Genomic DNA, 17,990 nt, shown 5'->3' on the forward strand with positions numbered 1-17,990 from the left:
TTACAGTGATATATTTGTACAAGCTATTAAATTCTCTCAAACATATATGACTTTAACAAGCTATAAGCATATAAATAGCCAAGGTATCTACAGTGATATGCTTCCCTTATGGCAGACAGTTTAAATAACAAAACTGTTTATTATAAGGATGAACATATCAGAAAGTACCTTGGCTATTTTTTTACTTAAAATATTCTTAATTTCTGTTTCCTACAAAAGTAGCAATGCTATTAATAAAGGATATTATTCCAGAGAAAAATACAATGATTGCCCACTGTCCAATACCTATAGACATGGTATGGAATATACCTTGTAACATAGGAACATATATTACTAATAAAAGTGCTGTCACTGAAATAATAACAGAACCCAATAAATACATATTGGTAAATGGATTGATTTCAAAGAGAGAATACTTTTCACTTCTACATTCAAATACGTGAATTAACTGTGAGCAAATTAAAGTTCCAAGGGCTAAAGTTCTACATACTCCTAATCCATATCCATAATACTTACCCGCTAAGAATGCAAGAACTGTACAAACACCAATTAATGCACCTCTAATTAATATCTTTTCTTTTAATCCCCTTGCAAAAACACTTTCGCCTTTTTTTCTTGGCTTTTCATACATTATATTTTTATTTGGTGGGTCTACTCCAAGAGCTATAGCTGGAAGTCCATCAGTAACTAAATTTACAAATAAAATTTGAATTGGAAGCAGTGGTACTTCTAAGTAAAACAATGAAGCTAAGAACATAGTCAATACTTCACCTAAGTTACAAGATAATAGATATCTTATAAATTTTCTAATATTATCATAAATAACTCTACCTTCTTCTACTGCAGTTACAATAGTAGCAAAGTTATCATCTAATAATATCATGGATGCAGCTTCCTTCGTTACATCTGTTCCTGAAATTCCCATAGCTATTCCAATGTCAGCTTCTTTAATAGCAGGGGCATCATTAACTCCATCCCCAGTCATAGCTACAATATTACCCCTACTTTTAAAAGCTTTTACTATTCTTAATTTATGTTTAGGGCTAACCCTTGCAAATATTCTATAATCGTCTATGGATTTTTCAAGTTCTTTATCATTTATTCTATCAAGTTCAGCTCCTGTAATTACTTCCTTGCTTTCATTACATATATTTAGATCTTTTCCTATGGCAAAGGCTGTATTTTTGTGGTCACCTGTAATCATAACCGGTCTTATTCCTGCAACCCTGCATTTTAAAACTGCATCCTTTACTTCTTTTCTTGGTGGATCTATAATTCCAGCCACCCCTACAAAAATTAAACCATTTTCCACCTTGTCTCCCTTAATTAAGTTATTCTCTTTATATGCACCTGCAATGCATCTAAGAGCTCTAAAGGACATATCATCAATAAGCTTTTCTACACTTCTTCTATAAGGTATAGTTAATGGCTCTACCCTTCCATTTACTAATATATGTGAACATCTATCAAGTACTCGCTCTGGAGCTCCTTTAACATAACATACATCCTTCTTAGTAGTTACGTCCTTCACAATTACTGTCATCATTTTTCTTGTAGAATCAAAGGGGATATCAAAAATCCTCTCTACTTTACTATTAAATCCTTCTATTTCAGAAACCTTTTTAAAGAAGCCTTTTATTAGAGCAGTCTCTGTTGGGTCTCCCATTAAAGCCTTTTCCATGGAATTAGAAGAATAATTATAGTTACAATCATTACAATATACAAATATCTTTTTTAAAATATCATGGTCAAAACTTTTATCTTCATCAATATCATGAATTTTTCCATTATGAAGAAGTGCTGTTACCGTCATTCTATTTTCTGTTAAAGTTCCTGTTTTATCACTACATATTACAGAGGTACATCCTAGAGTTTCCACCGCTGGTAACTTTCTTACTAGGGCATTTCTCTTAAGCATTCTTGATACTCCTAAAGCAAGGGCCACAGTTACTATAGCTGATAACCCTTCTGGAATAGCAGCAACGGCTAAACTAACCCCAGATAAAAACATGTCATAGACATTTTCACCTCTATAAATACCTAAAAAGGTTACCACCGCACATATAGTTAAGCAAAGAACTACAAGTACCTTTCCAAGGGAATTTAATCTTTCCTTTAATGGAGATGGTTCATCTTCTATAGAGTGAAGCATATGAGCTATTCTACCCATTTCTGTATTCATTCCAGTTCCATATACCTTTGCTTTTCCCCTACCTGTCAATACGATAGTTCCCATATATATATTATTATCACTATCCTCTGGATTCTTGTGCACTCCTACGGATTCACCAGTTAGAAGAGATTCATCCATCATAAGATTATTTCCTTCAACTAAAATACTATCAGCAGGTATCCTATCCCCACTTTCTAATATAACCAAATCTCCTGGTACTAAATATATGGAATTAATAACTTCAATTTTTCCATCCCTTATTACCTTAGCAGTAGGTGAGGATAATTTTTTTAACTGTTCTAAGGATTTTTCAGTTTTATATTCTTGTACAAAACCTAAAATTCCATTCATTACTATAATTATTAGAATAGTTATAGCATCTGCTTTATCCCCCATAAAACCCGATATAACAGTTGCCACCATTAGTATCCAAATAATCAAATCATTAAATTGTGATAAGAATATTTTTATAGGTGACACTTTTTTCTTACTCTGTAACTCATTTAGTCCGTATTCTTTCAGCCTATCTTCTATTTCATTGGTAGATAGCCCTCTATATTCTTTAGCACTCACATTTTTTCCCCCTTACAATTTTTTTATTTATAGTTAGAAATAATCTATCATTAAAATATATGTACCATCCTACCAGTATATGAAAACTTTAACTTTACATAAGGTAAATAAACCTTTAAAATACTAAATATAAATAAGAATAGATATTATAAAGGAAGGTTATTCATGGTAAATAAAGTATACATAACAGGTCATAGAAATCCTGACTCTGATTCTATTTGTGCAGCCATTGCTTATTCAGAGTTTAAAAATAAAACCCAACGAATCAATGCAATTCCAATTAGACTAGGGGAAATTAGTAGAGAAACTCAATTTATCCTAGATTACTTTGGAGTTCAGCCACCACAGCTTGTTCAAACTGTAAAACCTCAAATTATAGATTTAAAAATAGATACAGTAGCTCCTATTGCTTCAGACATATCCTTAAAAATGGCTTGGTCTATAATGAAGCAAAAAAACATTAAAACTCTCCCAGTTATATATCCTAATGAAAAATTAGCTGGAATTGTATCTGTATCAAATCTGGCAGCTAGTTATCTAGACATTTGGGATAATTATGTTTTAGCTAAAAGTAAAACAAGTCTAAGTAACATTTTAGAAACTCTATCAGCTAAAATTGTTTACTTATCAGATGAAAACTTAGAACTTAAGGGGAAAGTTGTAGTTTCTATGATGGAACCAAATGATAGAAATTTAATAGAAGCGGAAGATATTTGCATCTGTGGAGACCGTGAGTTAGTTCAAGAATTTGTATTAGATTGTAATGCTAGATTAATGATAATCACTAATAATACAAATCCCTCTGAAAAAATTATTGACCTAGCTAAAGAAAAAGGATGCACTATAATCACTACTCCTTATGACTCTTTTACTGCTGCTAGACTAATACCTCAAAGTATTCCTATAGAATACGTAATGACTAAAAATAATTTAATTACCTTCTCTACTAGTGACTTCATTGAGGAGATTAAAGATATTATGCTAGAAACTAGATATAGAAGTTATCCAGTTTTAGATGAAGATGGTTCCGTGGTTGGAAGCATTTCTAGATATCATTTAATAACCCAACAAAGAAAGAAAGTAATTTTAGTGGATCATAACGAAAAGACCCAGTCTGTAGACGGTCTTGAAGATGCAGACATTTTAGAAATTATCGACCACCATAGAATAGGAGATATTCAAACAGGTCAACCAATATACTTTAGAAATGAGCCTGTAGGAAGTACTTCTACCATTGTTGCTAATATTTTCTTTGAAAATGGAATTAGACCATCTAAGAAAGTAGCTGGATTATTATGTGGCGCTATTATTTCCGATACTCTACTATTAAAATCTCCAACAGCAACTATTGTAGACGAAATCATACTAAAGAGATTAGCTGAAATAGCAAGTATAGATATAGAAAAATTTGCTCAAGAGATGTTTAAAGCTGGAACTTCATTAGAAGGAAAAAGCTCAAAGGAACTTTTATACCAAGATTTCAAAATCTTTAATATGGGTAATTTTAAAGTAGGTGTTGGACAAATAACAACTACTTATATGGATGGATTTACTCCACTAATTAATGATTTAAAAACTGTAATGAATGAAAAAGCAAGTCAAGGAAAGTTTGACCTAATTATTCTTATGGTTACTGACATATTTAAAAGTTCTTCTTTATTCATTGTGTGTGGCGAACACAAAGAAGTATTCTCAAGAGCCTTTAACATTAAGTTAAACAATGGAACAGCATATATTGACCAGGTAGTTTCTAGAAAGAAACAAGTTATTCCACCTCTTACAGAGGTTATAAACCAAATTAAGTAATTCTTTAGCTCTAAAGGAGGCTGTCCCTAAAGACAGCCTCCTTTTGTTTACTGTACCACTAATTTTAGAATTGATCCCTTATTAATAATATAAATCCAAAATATAACAAAGAAAATAAAACACACTCCATATATCACAGTTAAAAAATCCTTAACACATAAATCATCAATCTTTCCTTGATACACCCCATAACTTTTTAGATAATGTACCCCCTTATCTTCTATGTAGTAAAAATTAACTGATTCAATATATGCAGCAAAAATATAAATGTTTAAAAGTGGATTAGTAAATAGATTTTTTAAAAAATCCCCCTTGAAATTAATTTTAAAGGTTTTATTTCTAATAATATAGACAATATATAAGAACATTCCACCTATTAGAGTTGGAATAATATTTAACACATTTAATATACCATTAATAAACTTTAGACTCTCATCGTCACTGATATAATATATTAATGTATATATTACTCCCCCTCCATTACCTATGATTAGAATATAAATTAAGGGTGCTAAAAAACCACAAATCAATGATTTGCTAATTAAGGATAAAGTATTGTAAAACTCCTTTTTTTCAGTGGATTTTTTAATTACTGTTTTTCTTTCACTATTGCTTATCTCAATAACGAAGAAAGCTACAATAGCATTAATAATCTCCCTATTAGATATAAGACTTATAATTACCCCTATGGTAGGTATAAGTATAAAGTATACCCATTGTAAAACTACTTTGCTTCTTATTTTAGCACTAAATTTCTCATTGACTTTTATTGCTAATCTATGTCTATCAAACTTCCAAAATAATATACTTAGCAAACATCCAAATAAATATCCTACCCCATAATATCACCCCTTCTATTTAAAATTTATCCTTTGTTAATGTTATATTATATGTTTAAAGATATAAAAAAAGAATGAAAAACTATGTCTTTCATTCTTTTCTATTTCCATTACTATCTTAAGTTATTTATCATTCCCCACATATCATCTGCAGTTTTTAATGCAGAGGAGCTTAATTGAAAAGCTCTTTGGGCTACAATCATGTCAGTCATCTCAGTAGACATATCTACATTAGAGTTTTCCGTAAACCCTTGATAAATCTCTCTCTCTGTAGTCTCCATTACAGTAGCTCCTTCTATTGGAACAAATAAGCTTTGTCCTGCAGAAATAAAATCTGTATCACCTATGGTCTTATAAGTTTTAATATCTCCAACTTTTATAGAGTTTCCATCATTATCTAAGGATAAAGCCCCATTTGCATCTATAGAAAACTTATCTTTAGCAAAGTTAATTGGACCCCCTGGCACATTTATCTCATTACCATTAGCATCAGTTATAGATAATCTATATCCATTATTATCTACTAAAATTCCTGAAGCATCCACTTTGAAGTTTCCATTTCTAGTGTAGGCTGCACTTCCATCTTGTTTATATACTTTAAAGAATCCTTCTCCATCTATAGCTAAATCTGTAGATATCTTTGTATTAGTTAAGCTTCCTTGAGTCTTTATTCTAACTTCATTAGTAGATTTAACCCCTGTACCAACATAAAGTTCAGTATTTGCATTCTTAGACCATGGTACTCCTAGTCTCTCTAATGAACTGGTATAAAGGTCTTGGAATGTAGATGTTACTTTTTTATATCCAATAGTACCGGAATTTGCTATATTATTTGATACTAAGTCTAATTTATTCTGTTGTGCCTCCATTGCACTTCTATTGGTGTAAAACATACCGTACATAAACTCACTCCTCAAATTTTTCTTTCTCTATTAATTCTATCTAGCTTTACCTATTTCATTTACAGCCTTGTCCAAGGTAGAATCTAAAACCTTTAAAATAGTTGCATTACTTTCAAAGTTTCTCATAACAGTCATCATGTTACTAGTTTCTTGAACTACGCTAACATTAGATCCTTCAAGGGATTTATTAACTACATAAGGATTATTAACAAAGGTAGGATTAACTCCTTCATAAAGATTATATGTAAATTCATTTAGATTTTCATATTTACCTTGGTTATCCTTTGGAAAATTAACTACAGCTAATCTGCCAGCTTCTCGTCCATCCACAGATATATTCCCAATATTGTCTGCAGAAATACTTCCTTCACCTATATATATCGGTGCTAGTCCATTCCCACTCCTACTAAGTACCCTATCTCCATTAGAGGTCACTAAATATCCTGAAGTGTCTACAGCAAAATGACCATCTCTTGTATAATAATTTGTAGCTCCATTAGCGGTTTGTCTTTGAACTACAAAAAATCCTTCTCCCTGAAGGGCAAAATCAGTTGTTACTCCTGTATCCTTTATAGTTCCTTGTGAGAAATTAGTGGTTCGATCATTTATTTCTACTCCATTACTCATAGCTCCAATGGTTACTCTTTCATTGTTTTTTCCATCTTTATTAGAAATATATACCTCATCAAAACTCTTCATGGACAAAATCTGTGATTTATATCCTGTAGTGTTTATATTTGCTATATTATTCATAATAGCACTTTGATTTTTTTCACTGGTAATTATTCCTGAAGCTACTGTATACAATCCTCTAATCATTGTTTGCACCCGCCTTTATATCAATTTTGATCTGGTCTGGATAGGTCATTCCTAATTTTTTTGCTCTTATTTCAATTTCGCCATCGCTAAGTTTATAATCTATTTTTGCAGGGATACTAAAAAATATTCCTAGTATTATGCCAATGCCTATACCAAATAAAATTTTTCTATCACTTAAAACTTTAATAAACTTTTTTATTTTAAATATAATTCCTTTATTAATAAGACCTCACCCTTTCCTATATTCAGCCGTTGTGCTATGCCTTCTTCACTTAAGCCTTCAGCTAATAAGGCTTTTACCTCTTCTACTTTTAAGCTATTACCCTTTATATCTTTTTTAGGATTACTGTCTTCTTTTTCTTTTTTAGGATTACCGTCTTTTTCTTCTTCTTTTAAATCATCCATTAATTCATCCATATTTTCTCCTTGAAGAAGAATATCATCATCTAAGGAATCAATCTTATCTACCAAGGTATTTATGTACTCATCATTACTAATATTTTTATCTGAATCATCCCTTTTTTCTAATAATTCATTTTTAATAAATTCAGTATGATTTACTTTTTTTAAGTCATTTATTTCTCTTTGTAATTCTGTAATTGTTTTAGCAAACTCACTTCTTATTTCAACAAGTCTCATGTCTACTTCATCTATATTAGATTCTGCATCTATCATAGCTTTACTAAAGTTATTTTCTTCTCTCATTATAGCCCTTATATTTGTAGCAATTAAAGCCACTCCAATAACAATTAATAAAATATACATATTCTCACCTATCTTCTATGATTTAATATCATATTGGAGTTTCTCAATTTCTTTCCTTAAATTTAAAATAGCTCTACTATGAAGTTGACAAACTCTTGATTCTGATACTTCTAACACTGCTCCTACTTGTTTTAAAGTAAGTTTTTCAAAGTAGTATAGATTTAGTATAAGTCTATCTCTTTCCTTTAGATTATCCAGGCCTCTCCTCAAGTATTCTAGCATTTCTTTTTCTTCCAAAGACTTTTGTGGAGAAGGACTTTTAGTATCCTCTATAGAATTGATTAAAGACATTTCCTCATCATCACCAAATAAAATAGTTTCTAAGGACATCATTGAAATATAGTTTACATAACCTTGTATATCTGTAAGCTCCTTTAAACTTATTTCCATTCTTTCAGCTACTTCAATATCTTTTGGTTCTCTGTAAAGTTTATTTTGTAATTCTTCCACTACCTTATTGTATCTATTAAGCTTATCGATGGCTCTTTTTGATATAGGACTATTTTTTCGTATTTCATCTATAATACTTCCATTTATTCTTATGGCAGCATAGGTGGAAAATTTCATACCCTTAGTGTCATCATACTTATTTATAGCATCCATAAGCCCAATCATTCCATAACTTATTAAGTCTTCATATTCAACATATTTATTTTTTCCTACGATAATCTTGGAAGCAATATACTTTACAAGAGGTATATTTTTTTTAATTATTTCTTCTCTAACATCTACATCACAAGCTACAGACACATCATTTCCCTCCTACTTTGTTTTCATTAACTTTCTCATATTCTTAAAAATAAATTGTATTATGTTTTCTCTTACTTTAGCATCAATATATTGAAATTTTACTCCATATACATATTCATTTTTATTTTGTGTTTCATCTCTAACTATTTTACCTAATGCTAATACATCCTCATTACTAATCTTAGTATTCAACATGACTAGTTGTCCTATATTAAGACTTTCCTTTACCTTTATTCTAATACCACCACCACTTAAATCTAAAGTTTGTCCTTCCCTATAATCGCAGTTTTCAATATCCCTAAGGACACTTTCATTATACTTATCTATTGGTGAATATTTCATCGCATTTATAAAGGGCAATCTTACATAGTCTCTTCTTTGTACCTTCTGCAATTCACTTTCTCTTTCCAATGTAATCAAGGCTATTTTATCAAATTTTCTCCCTTTCACCTTAGCCTGAAAATTATATATATTACCTTTTCCATCATTATAATTACACTTAACTGTGTCTCCAGTACTTAAGGGATAACTTATGCCATTTAGTATAGGTGTAGCTATAGCTATATATATACCATCTTCATCAATATCTTGAATTTTTGATTTTGCTAATTCTCGATTTTTTGTGTAAATCTCTATTTTATTATTGATTTCCATCATATTATTAGCTTTCATACTCTCCTCCTATGAAAAAATATTAAGCATTTTTTTAAATATACCCTGGATGCTATTGCCCTTATTATAAGATATACCTTCTAACTCCTTTGCAATAGACTCAATGTTTTCACTTACTTCACTTTTAGGGAAAGACAATACCACAGGTCTTTGCATCCTGACAGCTTGCACTAATTTTTTATCTTCAGCGATGTTTCCTAAATGCACTAGATTAGCTCCTAGAAATCTATTTGCTGAACTATTAAGTCTATTAAAAGTATCATTTCCTTCTTCCTTACTTAAAACCTTATTAACAATAATTTTTGCTCTATTTTTCACATTATGATTACATATGGTTTTTAATAAGCTATATGCATCCGTTAATGCTGTTGGTTCCGGAGTAGTCACAATAAAAACTTCATGACTACACTCTATAAAAGCCATAACTGTTCTATTTATACCCGCTCCTGTATCAATTAATATATAGTCAAAATCTTTTATTTCTCCTAACTTATTAATCAAAACTTCTCTTTGCGACCTATTTAAGTCATCTAATCTAGAAAGTCCTGTGCCTCCACATAAAATTTTTATACCTAAAGGTCCATTTATTACTACCTCATTAACAGATTTATTATTTAATATTATATCAAAAATGGTATATCTAGGTATAGTCCCTATTAAAACATCTACATTGCCCATACCTAAATCTGCATCTAGTACTAAGACCTTTTTCCCTAGTTTTTTAAGAGAAATTGCTAAATTAATTACCATGTTACTCTTACCTACCCCTCCCTTACCGGAAGTTATGGTAAAGATTTTAGTATTATTATTGCTTTCTTCCATAGTATCTTGCTTTTCAAATACCATTTGTCTTAATCTTGAAGCCTGGTCTAACATATACTATTTTCCCCTAACACCAATTTTATTATCTCATCCTCCAATGGTACCTTTATATCATCTGGTACATTCTGGCCTACAGTGATAAATTTAATAGGAACCTGAGTCCTTCTACATATATTTAGTATGGAACCATAAGTTGAAGTCTCATCTAACTTAGTTAGTATTAGTCCCTTGTATTTTATATTAGAAAATCCATTAGCTATGATGTCCATGTCACCACTCTTAGTAGTAGCACTGACTACTAAATAAGCATTATCAACCTTAGCCCTATCTAGAAAAGCCTTAAGTTCTAATACTTGCATAGTATTTTTACTACTCCTACCAGTAGTATCTAATAAAATCACATCACAGTCTTTCATTGAGTTTATTGCTTCTTCCATCTCAGCTAATGAAAATACCACTTTAAAATCAATATTCATAATATCTGCATAGGTTTTTAACTGTTCTACTGCTCCTATTCTATAGGTGTCTACAGTAATTAAACCTACCTTTTTCTTTTTGACAAGAGCTAGCTCCCCTGCTAGCTTTGCTATAGTTGTAGTTTTTCCTACTCCTGTAGGACCCACTAAAGCTATAGTTCCATTTATTTCACTAGAATCTATTTTTATAGTAGCGCCAAGTTCCTCTTTAATTCCATTCATGATTTCATCAATGGAATACACTTGTTTATTTATTTTTATAGTTTCTATTAATTCTTCAACTATATCTTTAGATATATCTAATTCTCTAAGTCTTTCCTTGGCCTCTTTAAAATAAATTTCACTATTATTAGCCTTTTCTTGTTGCAACTCACTTTCTTCTTTGTTTTTGTTATCTAATTCTTCTAATTTAATTTCCTCATTTATAGAATTATTGCTTTGAGTAGAAAAATAGGAATTTATAAGACTCTTCATTGTTTCAACTTCTTGTCTTAGCTCCAATTCATCATTTTTCACTATATCTACTGGTAAAATACTCTTACTGTTTATTTCTTTATCATCCCAACTTAAATCATTAGATTTAGATTCAACAGCTGCGGTTATCTCCACTACTTTAGGAGAAAACAACCCTTTAATACCAGGCTTTCTTATAGCTCTCTGACTTATAATTACAGCATCTTTTCCTAACTCCTTACCTATCTTACTTAATGCTTCCTTCATGGTAGAAGCTACATATTTCTTTATAATCATTAGATAGATACAACTCCTTCGGTCCTTATCTCTACATCATTAGGTATTTCATTTAAAGATAACACTACAATGCTTGGAAATACCATTTCTATAAGCTTTCTAAAAGCTGGTCTAATTCTTGGAGAAACTAGAATTATAGGTATATTAGTTGGAAAGTGGGTACTTTCTAACATTACCTTAATACTATTAAATATTTCTGTTGTAATATCTGGATTTATTGCTGGGAAAGAACCCTGCATAGATTTTTGAATATTACTTCCTATTAGTTTTTCTATATCTGGAGATATGGTTACTGCTGTAATTCTATGTTCATCATCCACTAGATCATTGCAAATAGTTCTACTTAGTGAAAATCTCACATATTCCGTTAACATTTCAATATCCTTAGTATTTCGCGAATTATCAGCAAGACATTCTAATATAGTTACCATGTCTTTTATAGATACCTTCTCTTTTAAAAGTCCTTGTAAAACCTTTTGAATTTCTCCTATGGTCATAAGGTCTGGTACAAGTTCCTCTACCACAGTAGGATACTTTTCCTTTACAGAATCTAAAATAACTTTAGTTTCTTGACGCCCAAGAAGTTCATAAGAATGAGCTTTAATAGTTTCTGTAAGATGAGTAACCATAACTGTAGTTGGATCTACCACAGTAAGTCCCTTTATCTCTGCATCTTCTCTTTGATCCTTATTTATCCATAGAGCTTCTATTCCAAAGGTAGGCTCTATGGTCTTTATTCCTTGGATATTTATATCTTCTCCAGAAGGATTCATACATAGAAACATGCTTGGCATTATGTCCGCTCTAGCTATCACTGTTCCTCTTATCTTTATTACATATTCATTATTTCTAATTTGCAGATTGTCTCTAATTCTAATAGGTTGAACCACAATTCCCATCTCTATAGCACATTGTCTTCTCACTGATGAGATTCTCTGTAACAAATCTCCTCCTGAGGATTCATCAGCCATAGGAATAAGCCCATAGCCTATTTCTACCTCTAATGGCTCAACAGAAATTAAATTCATCACATTTTCTGGCTCTCTACTCTCACTCTCTACAATTTCCTTTTCTTCTATTTCTATCTTTTGCTTAGCTTGTTGCTTTTCGTCCTTATACATTAGGTAAGCACTTGTTCCAGCTGCTGCAGATAGAGCAAAGAATACTAGCATAGGCATCCCTGGAATTAATCCAAGAATAAATAGTACTAGAGATGCAATTGCTATAACTACTGGGAATGCTGTCAATTGTGATGAAACCTGTTTTCCAAAGTTATCATCACTTCCTGAACGAGTAACTAATATACCTGAAGCTGTAGAAATTAACAGTGCAGGTAATTGACTTACAAGTCCATCTCCTATGGTGAGTTGTGTAAACTTAGCAGCAGCCTCACCTATACTCATATCCATCATTACTGCCCCTATAACAATACCACCTAAAATATTTATTATAGTAATTATAATACCTGCTATGGCATCACCTTTAACAAATTTAGATGCACCATCCATAGCTCCATAAAAATCTGCTTCCCTTTGAAGGTCAAGTCTCTTTTTCCTAGCATCTTCTTCTGTAATCATTCCTGCATTTAAATCTGCATCTATACTCATCTGTTTTCCTGGCATAGCATCTAAGGTGAATCTTGCTGAAACCTCAGATACTCTTCCAGCACCACTAGTTATAACTAAAAACTGTATAATAACAATAATTAAAAATATTATTATTCCAACAAAATAGTTACCACCAATTACGAACTCTCCAAAAGCCTGCACTATCTTTCCTGCATCTGCTTGTCCTAGAATTAGTCTAGTAGATGATACATTTAGTGCTAACCTAAATAGAGTAGTTACAAGTAATAATGTTGGAAATACTGATAATTGCAATACATTTGTAGTAAACATTGTAAGTAACATTATAATTATAGATATTGAAATATTAATGGCAAAGAAAAAATCAAGTATTTCTGGGGGCAATGGTATAATTATCATTAGTACAATAAGAATTACCCCAAATGCTACTATTATATCTAAGTTATTCTTAATACTAAATCCCTTATCTTTAAGCATAATTATCATCCTTTTTTACGTTATTTCTTCATTTTATAAACTAATACTAATATTTCTGCCACTGCTTTATACATATCAAAGGGGATTTCCTTATCTAAATCCACTTCTTTGAACATGAGTCTAGCTAATGGTTTATTTTCTATAATTGGTACATTATTTTCAATAGCCTTTTCCTTAATCTTTAACGCCACATACTCACTGCCCTTTGCCACAACTATTGGTGCTTTTCCACTATTTTCTTCATATTTCAAAGCCACCGCAATGTGAGTTGGGTTTGTAATTACAACAGTAGCATCTGGTACTGATTGCATCATTCTTCTCATAGCCATTTCTCTTTGCTTTTGTTTTCTTTTTCCCTTAACTATAGGGTCTCCTTCTTGTTGTTTATATTCTTCCTTTATCTCTTGTTTAGTCATTTTTAAATCCTTATTATGTTGGAATTTCTGATATAAAAAATCTATGCACCCTATTATTAATAAGGCTATCCCAACTTTAACAAAAACATTAATTATTAAACTAGCCAATTCTGTAAGTATTGTTCCTGTTTTAAGATTTCCAAAGTTTAAAAGACTATAGTAATTATCTATAACAAACTTATATCCTATATATCCTACAATAGAAACAATACCTAAATTTTTTACTAAATCCACTAAGGATCTTATAGAAAACATTCTTTTAAATCCACTTATAGGATTTAGTTTGCTAAACTTAGGTTTTAATGGATCTCCAGTATATATAAAACCCGTTTGAATTATTGATCCAATTACGCCTATAACCATAATAGGAACTGCCACTGGTATAAATATTTTAAATATATCTATGAATACCTTTATTAAAAGTCCTACTAAACTCTCTTGGCTTAATTGAAAATTTAAGTAGCTCCCTAGATACTTTGTCATACTGGAGCTTAATACCTTTAGCACAAAGCTACTTAAGATAGCTATAACTAAAGTAGCTGCTAAAAGAGTTAAGGCAGAAGATAATTCCTTACTTTTAGCTACTTGACCTTTTTTCTTAGCATCTTGAAGCTTTTTAGGAGTAGGTTTTTCCGTTTTATCTCCACTATCATTAGATGCGGAAATTAATATAAAGGGCATCATAGTGAATATTTCCGAGAATATATGTTTAATAGCACCAAAATTTGAAGCTATAATTTTCATAATTAAAGGAATAGAAATTACAAAGGTTGCAAGTCCAACAAAAATCTTGATTGGCATTCCTAGTATCATAGCATTAAGCTGAGGCATAACTCTTGATACCAAGCCCAATACAATTTCCGTCATAAGTATTATAAGCATTATTGGCACTGCAATCTTAATCCCAATAGTAAAAAATTCAAATACAACTTGAATAATATATCCTAAAATTTCTTTATTAAAGGTTACAGTCCCTACAGGAACTGAAGTAAAACTATCTATAAGACACTGCACTAAAATAAGATGTCCATCAACTAACATAAATACAGCAAGACAAATCCAGTACATCAACCTTCCCATTACTGATATGTTTTCACCTGCAACTGGGTCAAATAGGCTCATCATAGAAAAGCCCATGGAAAAATCCATAATTTGTCCTGCCATTTGTACAACACTAAACAGTAAATTTACTATATATCCTAGACATATTCCTATAATTACTTCTTTACCTATAAGCACTATTAAAACAAATATATTACTTATTTCTGGTAATGCTTCAGTACTGATTATGGGAGATAAAATCATGGATATAATAAGTCCTACACCAATCTTTGCTATATTTGGTGTTCCTGTTGGGAAAAAGGTTGGCACTGTAAAAATCAAGGATGTTATCCTCATAAACACCATTAAAAAAGCTATAAACATTAAAATATCTACCAACGTTATCCCACCTAAGCTCCTATATTAGAAATTATTGAAAAAATTCTTTGAGTAAAACCTATCACTGTGTTTCCTATAAATGTGGCAGTAATTATTCCCACTATTGCCACAGCTATTATTTTAGGTACAAAGGTTAAAGTTTGTTCTTGTATCTGAGTTGTGGCTTGAAATATACTTATCAAAAGACCTACTGCCGTAGCTGTAAGTAGTATTGGTCCTGCTGCCATTAAAGCTGTCTTCACCATATCCTGTAATATTGCAACCACCATAGTTTGTGTCATATTACATCACCTCTCTAAAATCCTAGTATTAAGGATTGACTTAACAAATTCCATCCATCTACTAATACAAATAAAAGTAATTTAAATGGCAGAGAAATCATAGCTGGCGGTAACATAAACATACCCATAGACATAAGAACACTAGCTGTTACAATGTCCACCAATATAAATGGTATAAATAACAAAAATCCTATTTCAAAGGCTGTTCTTAACTCACTTATAACAAAGGCTGGTACAATTGTATAAAGTGGAACATCATCATAATTATAAGTTTCCTTACCATCTGCATCCTTTTCTACTTTAACAGCGTCCTCTACCTTTCCAGCTTCAAGAAACAACTTTAAATCTTTTACTCTAGTTTGCTTTAACATAAATTCCCTCACGGGCTTTATCCCTTTATCTATAGCAACATCCATTGTTATTTCTTCCTTCATATAAGGCTGAACTGCCTTTTCATTAATTTCTGAAAAGGTAGGTGCCATTACAAAGAAAGTTAAAAATAAGGACAACCCAACAATTATTTGTTTTGGCAGTGATGTAGCTCCTATAGCACTCTTAAAGAAAGAAAGCACTGTTACAATTCTTATAAATCCTGTGGTCATTATAAGGATTGATGGAAGTATTGTAAGTACTGTTAGTACTAATAATAATTTTATATTGTCCACATATTCAGTAGGAGTTTTTGCATCCCCATCACCAAAGGATATATTTATATCTGGAATTGGCATGGTATCTCCAGTAGCATAAGCTACTTTACTACTAATTGAAATAACACAAAACACCAGTAGTATTAGCGTTATGGGTTTTATAAACTTTTTTAGATCAAATTTTTTCATATGTATTATCCCTTTATTCCTAAAATAATATTTTACTTTCTCCATTTAAGATACTTGTCTTTAAAAATTTGTTTTAACTCACTACTATTCTTAAATTTAATCATTTCAATTTCTTTATAATCTTCCCCTGCAACTTCTTCTACAATTTCTATTTTTCCTTGAGCTGAAGTTACTAAATAAAATTTATCTCTTATCTTTACAATGAGAAGAGAGTTATCCTTACTAATGGTTAGTCTCTCTACTACTCTCATTGTAGATTTTCTGTTTATGTGACTATATTTCTCAACAGTCTTCCCTAGCCAAAGAATCAATCCTATAACTAAGGGAAAAAATATTACAAGTTTTAATAAGGTTAAAATCAATTGACTATCCATAGGTCACCTATTGAACAATTATATCTGTGAAGTAAATATTGGTTATCTTACCACTATTTAAAAGTTCATTTGCCTTTACGATTATCTCTTCTTTTAATAAATCGTCTCCCTCTGTTTTGAAATCCGTAGATTTCTTAGCTCTTAATACCTTATTTATACAGTCTCTTATTTGTGGAATCTTTGCTGTAAGTTCTTCTTGCAGCTCCTCATTCTCTAAATTTGATCCTAAGGAAATTTTCACCTTTACAAATTTAGATTTTCCTTCATCACTTAAATGCACTAAGAACTCTTCTAAATTTAATGTAGTTTCCTTTTCTACTACATTACTTTCACTAGTGCCATTGCTATTTTTACCTACCTGCTTTGTTGCAACGGTATATCCAACAAATACAGCTCCACTTATAAGTGCAAATATTACTATAGCGGTTACTATAACTAGAACCAATTTAGAACTTCCGCCCTTTTCTTTTTCTAAATCATTGCCTTTGCTATTTTTTTTGTTCATTTTACTGCTCCTTTACATTAGTTACAACTATAATATTAACTCTTCTATTTTTAGCTCTGCCTTCATCCGTATCATTTTTAGCTATAGGTCTATACTCACCACATCCCTGAGCTGAAAACCTTTGAGGATTTAAAATCTTTTTACTATCTAGAAAATAATCCAATACGCTTAATGCTCTTTCGGAAGATAGGTGCCAGTTATTTGGCATAGCTGGTGTATTAATTGGTACATTATCTGTATGACCTTCAATTATAATTTTATTATCTACCTTTCCAATTAAATCACTAACCTTATCTAGTACATTTTTACTTTCCGACCTTAGTTCTGCCTTACCAGTATCAAAAAGCACGGAATCCTTCATCTGGATATTAAGACCTTTTTCATCTTCATATATTTGAACATCATTCTCTAAATCATTTTCCTTAATGTAAGTTAGTACATCCTCTAAAATTTCCAAGTCTTCATTTTCTTGAATATCTTCAACTGTAATCTCTGGTTTCCCAACTATAGGTACATCTCCACTACTTGAATTAAATTCAAGTATGGACCTATCAGCCTTACCACTAAAAGCACTTTGCATGGCTACAGCTATCTGCTGAAATTTTTGTGAGTCTATAGTTGATAGTGAATAAAGTAAAACAAAGAAGGTTAATAGCAAAGTAACAGTATCTGCATAAGTAGCTAACCACCCATCAGTTTTTATCTCTTTCTTGGCCATAATTATTCAC

General features: G+C 31.1%; 17 protein-coding genes. 1 reads left to right on the forward strand and 16 read right to left on the reverse strand.

What is annotated here, in order from left to right; all coding sequences use genetic code 11:
* Window positions 1–196: 196 nt before the first annotated feature.
* Window positions 197–2,746, reverse strand: a complete 2,550-nt coding sequence (locus tag ACTNBA_RS07035; RefSeq protein ID WP_441073189.1) for a calcium-translocating P-type ATPase, PMCA-type — start codon at window positions 2,744–2,746, stop codon at window positions 197–199.
* A 165-nt stretch (window positions 2,747–2,911) separates the two neighbouring features.
* Here ACTNBA_RS07035 and ACTNBA_RS07040 point away from each other — a divergent pair, with 165 nt between their 5' ends.
* Window positions 2,912–4,552 (forward strand): putative manganese-dependent inorganic diphosphatase, encoded by a 1,641-nt coding sequence (locus ACTNBA_RS07040; protein ID WP_346878723.1) that lies wholly within the window; start codon window positions 2,912–2,914, stop codon window positions 4,550–4,552.
* A gap of 47 nt (window positions 4,553–4,599) precedes the next feature.
* Here the strand turns inward: ACTNBA_RS07040 and ACTNBA_RS07045 are convergent, their stop codons facing one another.
* The 15 genes from ACTNBA_RS07045 to ACTNBA_RS07115 form a co-directional block, all read right to left on the reverse strand.
* Window positions 4,600–5,367, reverse strand: coding sequence for a hypothetical protein (locus tag ACTNBA_RS07045; protein ID WP_150845008.1), 768 nt, complete (start codon window positions 5,365–5,367; stop codon window positions 4,600–4,602).
* Between the two features lie 137 nt (window positions 5,368–5,504).
* On the reverse strand, window positions 5,505–6,293 hold the full coding sequence (locus ACTNBA_RS07050; RefSeq protein WP_441073190.1) for a flagellar hook-basal body complex protein: 789 nt from the start codon (window positions 6,291–6,293) through the stop codon (window positions 5,505–5,507).
* A 36-nt stretch (window positions 6,294–6,329) separates the two neighbouring features.
* Window positions 6,330–7,112 carry a flagellar hook-basal body complex protein gene (locus ACTNBA_RS07055; protein ID WP_035129269.1) on the reverse strand — a complete coding sequence of 261 codons (783 nt, stop codon included), beginning with the start codon at window positions 7,110–7,112 and terminating at the stop codon, window positions 6,330–6,332.
* A 195-nt stretch (window positions 7,113–7,307) separates the two neighbouring features.
* The gene (locus tag ACTNBA_RS07060; protein ID WP_441073191.1) at window positions 7,308–7,877 is read right to left on the reverse strand and encodes a hypothetical protein; all 570 of its coding nucleotides are present in this window, start codon (window positions 7,875–7,877) and stop codon (window positions 7,308–7,310) included.
* 15 nt (window positions 7,878–7,892) lie between these two features.
* Window positions 7,893–8,627 (reverse strand): sigma-70 family RNA polymerase sigma factor, encoded by a 735-nt coding sequence (locus tag ACTNBA_RS07065; protein ID WP_441073192.1) that lies wholly within the window; start codon window positions 8,625–8,627, stop codon window positions 7,893–7,895.
* A 12-nt stretch (window positions 8,628–8,639) separates the two neighbouring features.
* Window positions 8,640–9,299: a flagellar brake protein gene (locus ACTNBA_RS07070; protein ID WP_441073193.1), complete on the reverse strand. Its 660-nt coding sequence runs from the start codon at window positions 9,297–9,299 to the stop codon at window positions 8,640–8,642.
* Between the two features lie 9 nt (window positions 9,300–9,308).
* On the reverse strand, window positions 9,309–10,175 hold the full coding sequence (locus ACTNBA_RS07075; RefSeq protein ID WP_441073194.1) for a MinD/ParA family protein: 867 nt from the start codon (window positions 10,173–10,175) through the stop codon (window positions 9,309–9,311).
* A complete protein-coding gene (gene flhF / locus ACTNBA_RS07080) occupies window positions 10,169–11,347 on the reverse strand; it encodes a flagellar biosynthesis GTPase FlhF (protein ID WP_441073195.1) in 1,179 nt (392 codons plus the stop codon). The genes ACTNBA_RS07075 and flhF overlap by 7 nt, the downstream gene beginning before the upstream one ends.
* Window positions 11,347–13,410, reverse strand: a complete 2,064-nt coding sequence (gene flhA, locus ACTNBA_RS07085; RefSeq protein ID WP_441073196.1) for a flagellar biosynthesis protein FlhA — start codon at window positions 13,408–13,410, stop codon at window positions 11,347–11,349. Before flhA ends, flhF begins: the two co-directional genes overlap by 1 nt.
* Before the next feature lie 20 nt (window positions 13,411–13,430).
* On the reverse strand, window positions 13,431–15,266 hold the full coding sequence (locus ACTNBA_RS07090; RefSeq protein ID WP_441073197.1) for a fused FliR family export protein/FlhB family type III secretion system protein: 1,836 nt from the start codon (window positions 15,264–15,266) through the stop codon (window positions 13,431–13,433).
* Between the two features lie 11 nt (window positions 15,267–15,277).
* Window positions 15,278–15,547, reverse strand: coding sequence for a flagellar biosynthetic protein FliQ (locus tag ACTNBA_RS07095; protein WP_035129252.1), 270 nt, complete (start codon window positions 15,545–15,547; stop codon window positions 15,278–15,280).
* 14 nt (window positions 15,548–15,561) lie between these two features.
* Window positions 15,562–16,383: a flagellar type III secretion system pore protein FliP gene (fliP, locus tag ACTNBA_RS07100; RefSeq protein WP_441073198.1), complete on the reverse strand. Its 822-nt coding sequence runs from the start codon at window positions 16,381–16,383 to the stop codon at window positions 15,562–15,564.
* 32 nt (window positions 16,384–16,415) lie between these two features.
* Window positions 16,416–16,757 (reverse strand): flagellar biosynthetic protein FliO, encoded by a 342-nt coding sequence (locus ACTNBA_RS07105; RefSeq protein WP_441073199.1) that lies wholly within the window; start codon window positions 16,755–16,757, stop codon window positions 16,416–16,418.
* Between the two features lie 7 nt (window positions 16,758–16,764).
* Entirely contained in the window at window positions 16,765–17,262 is a 498-nt protein-coding gene (locus tag ACTNBA_RS07110) for a flagellar basal body-associated FliL family protein (RefSeq protein WP_441073200.1), read from the reverse strand.
* A 1-nt stretch (window position 17,263) separates the two neighbouring features.
* Window positions 17,264–17,980: an OmpA family protein gene (locus ACTNBA_RS07115; protein WP_441073201.1), complete on the reverse strand. Its 717-nt coding sequence runs from the start codon at window positions 17,978–17,980 to the stop codon at window positions 17,264–17,266.
* Window positions 17,981–17,990: the final 10 nt, after the last annotated feature.

This window comes from Clostridium sulfidigenes, from assembly GCF_052067195.1.
GTDB lineage: Bacteria > Bacillota > Clostridia > Clostridiales > Clostridiaceae > Clostridium_J > Clostridium_J sulfidigenes.

What these genes read in the sequence shown, in the direction of transcription:
- ACTNBA_RS07050 (WP_441073190.1), bottom strand. Translation starts at nt 6,293, where the DNA reads ATGTACGGTATGTTTTACACCAATAGAAGTGCAATGGAGGCACAACAG.
- ACTNBA_RS07115 (WP_441073201.1), bottom strand. Translation starts at nt 17,980, where the DNA reads ATGGCCAAGAAAGAGATAAAAACTGATGGGTGGTTAGCTACTTATGCA.
- ACTNBA_RS07110 (WP_441073200.1), bottom strand. Translation starts at nt 17,262, where the DNA reads ATGAACAAAAAAAATAGCAAAGGCAATGATTTAGAAAAAGAAAAGGGC.
- ACTNBA_RS07095 (WP_035129252.1), bottom strand. Translation starts at nt 15,547, where the DNA reads ATGACACAAACTATGGTGGTTGCAATATTACAGGATATGGTGAAGACA.
- ACTNBA_RS07075 (WP_441073194.1), bottom strand. Translation starts at nt 10,175, where the DNA reads ATGTTAGACCAGGCTTCAAGATTAAGACAAATGGTATTTGAAAAGCAA.
- ACTNBA_RS07040 (WP_346878723.1), top strand. Translation starts at nt 2,912, where the DNA reads ATGGTAAATAAAGTATACATAACAGGTCATAGAAATCCTGACTCTGAT.
- ACTNBA_RS07060 (WP_441073191.1), bottom strand. Translation starts at nt 7,877, where the DNA reads ATGTATATTTTATTAATTGTTATTGGAGTGGCTTTAATTGCTACAAAT.
- ACTNBA_RS07055 (WP_035129269.1), bottom strand. Translation starts at nt 7,112, where the DNA reads ATGATTAGAGGATTGTATACAGTAGCTTCAGGAATAATTACCAGTGAA.
- ACTNBA_RS07070 (WP_441073193.1), bottom strand. Translation starts at nt 9,299, where the DNA reads ATGAAAGCTAATAATATGATGGAAATCAATAATAAAATAGAGATTTAC.
- flhF (WP_441073195.1), bottom strand. Translation starts at nt 11,347, where the DNA reads ATGATTATAAAGAAATATGTAGCTTCTACCATGAAGGAAGCATTAAGT.
- ACTNBA_RS07105 (WP_441073199.1), bottom strand. Translation starts at nt 16,757, where the DNA reads ATGGATAGTCAATTGATTTTAACCTTATTAAAACTTGTAATATTTTTT.
- flhA (WP_441073196.1), bottom strand. Translation starts at nt 13,410, where the DNA reads ATGCTTAAAGATAAGGGATTTAGTATTAAGAATAACTTAGATATAATA.
- fliP (WP_441073198.1), bottom strand. Translation starts at nt 16,383, where the DNA reads ATGAAAAAATTTGATCTAAAAAAGTTTATAAAACCCATAACGCTAATA.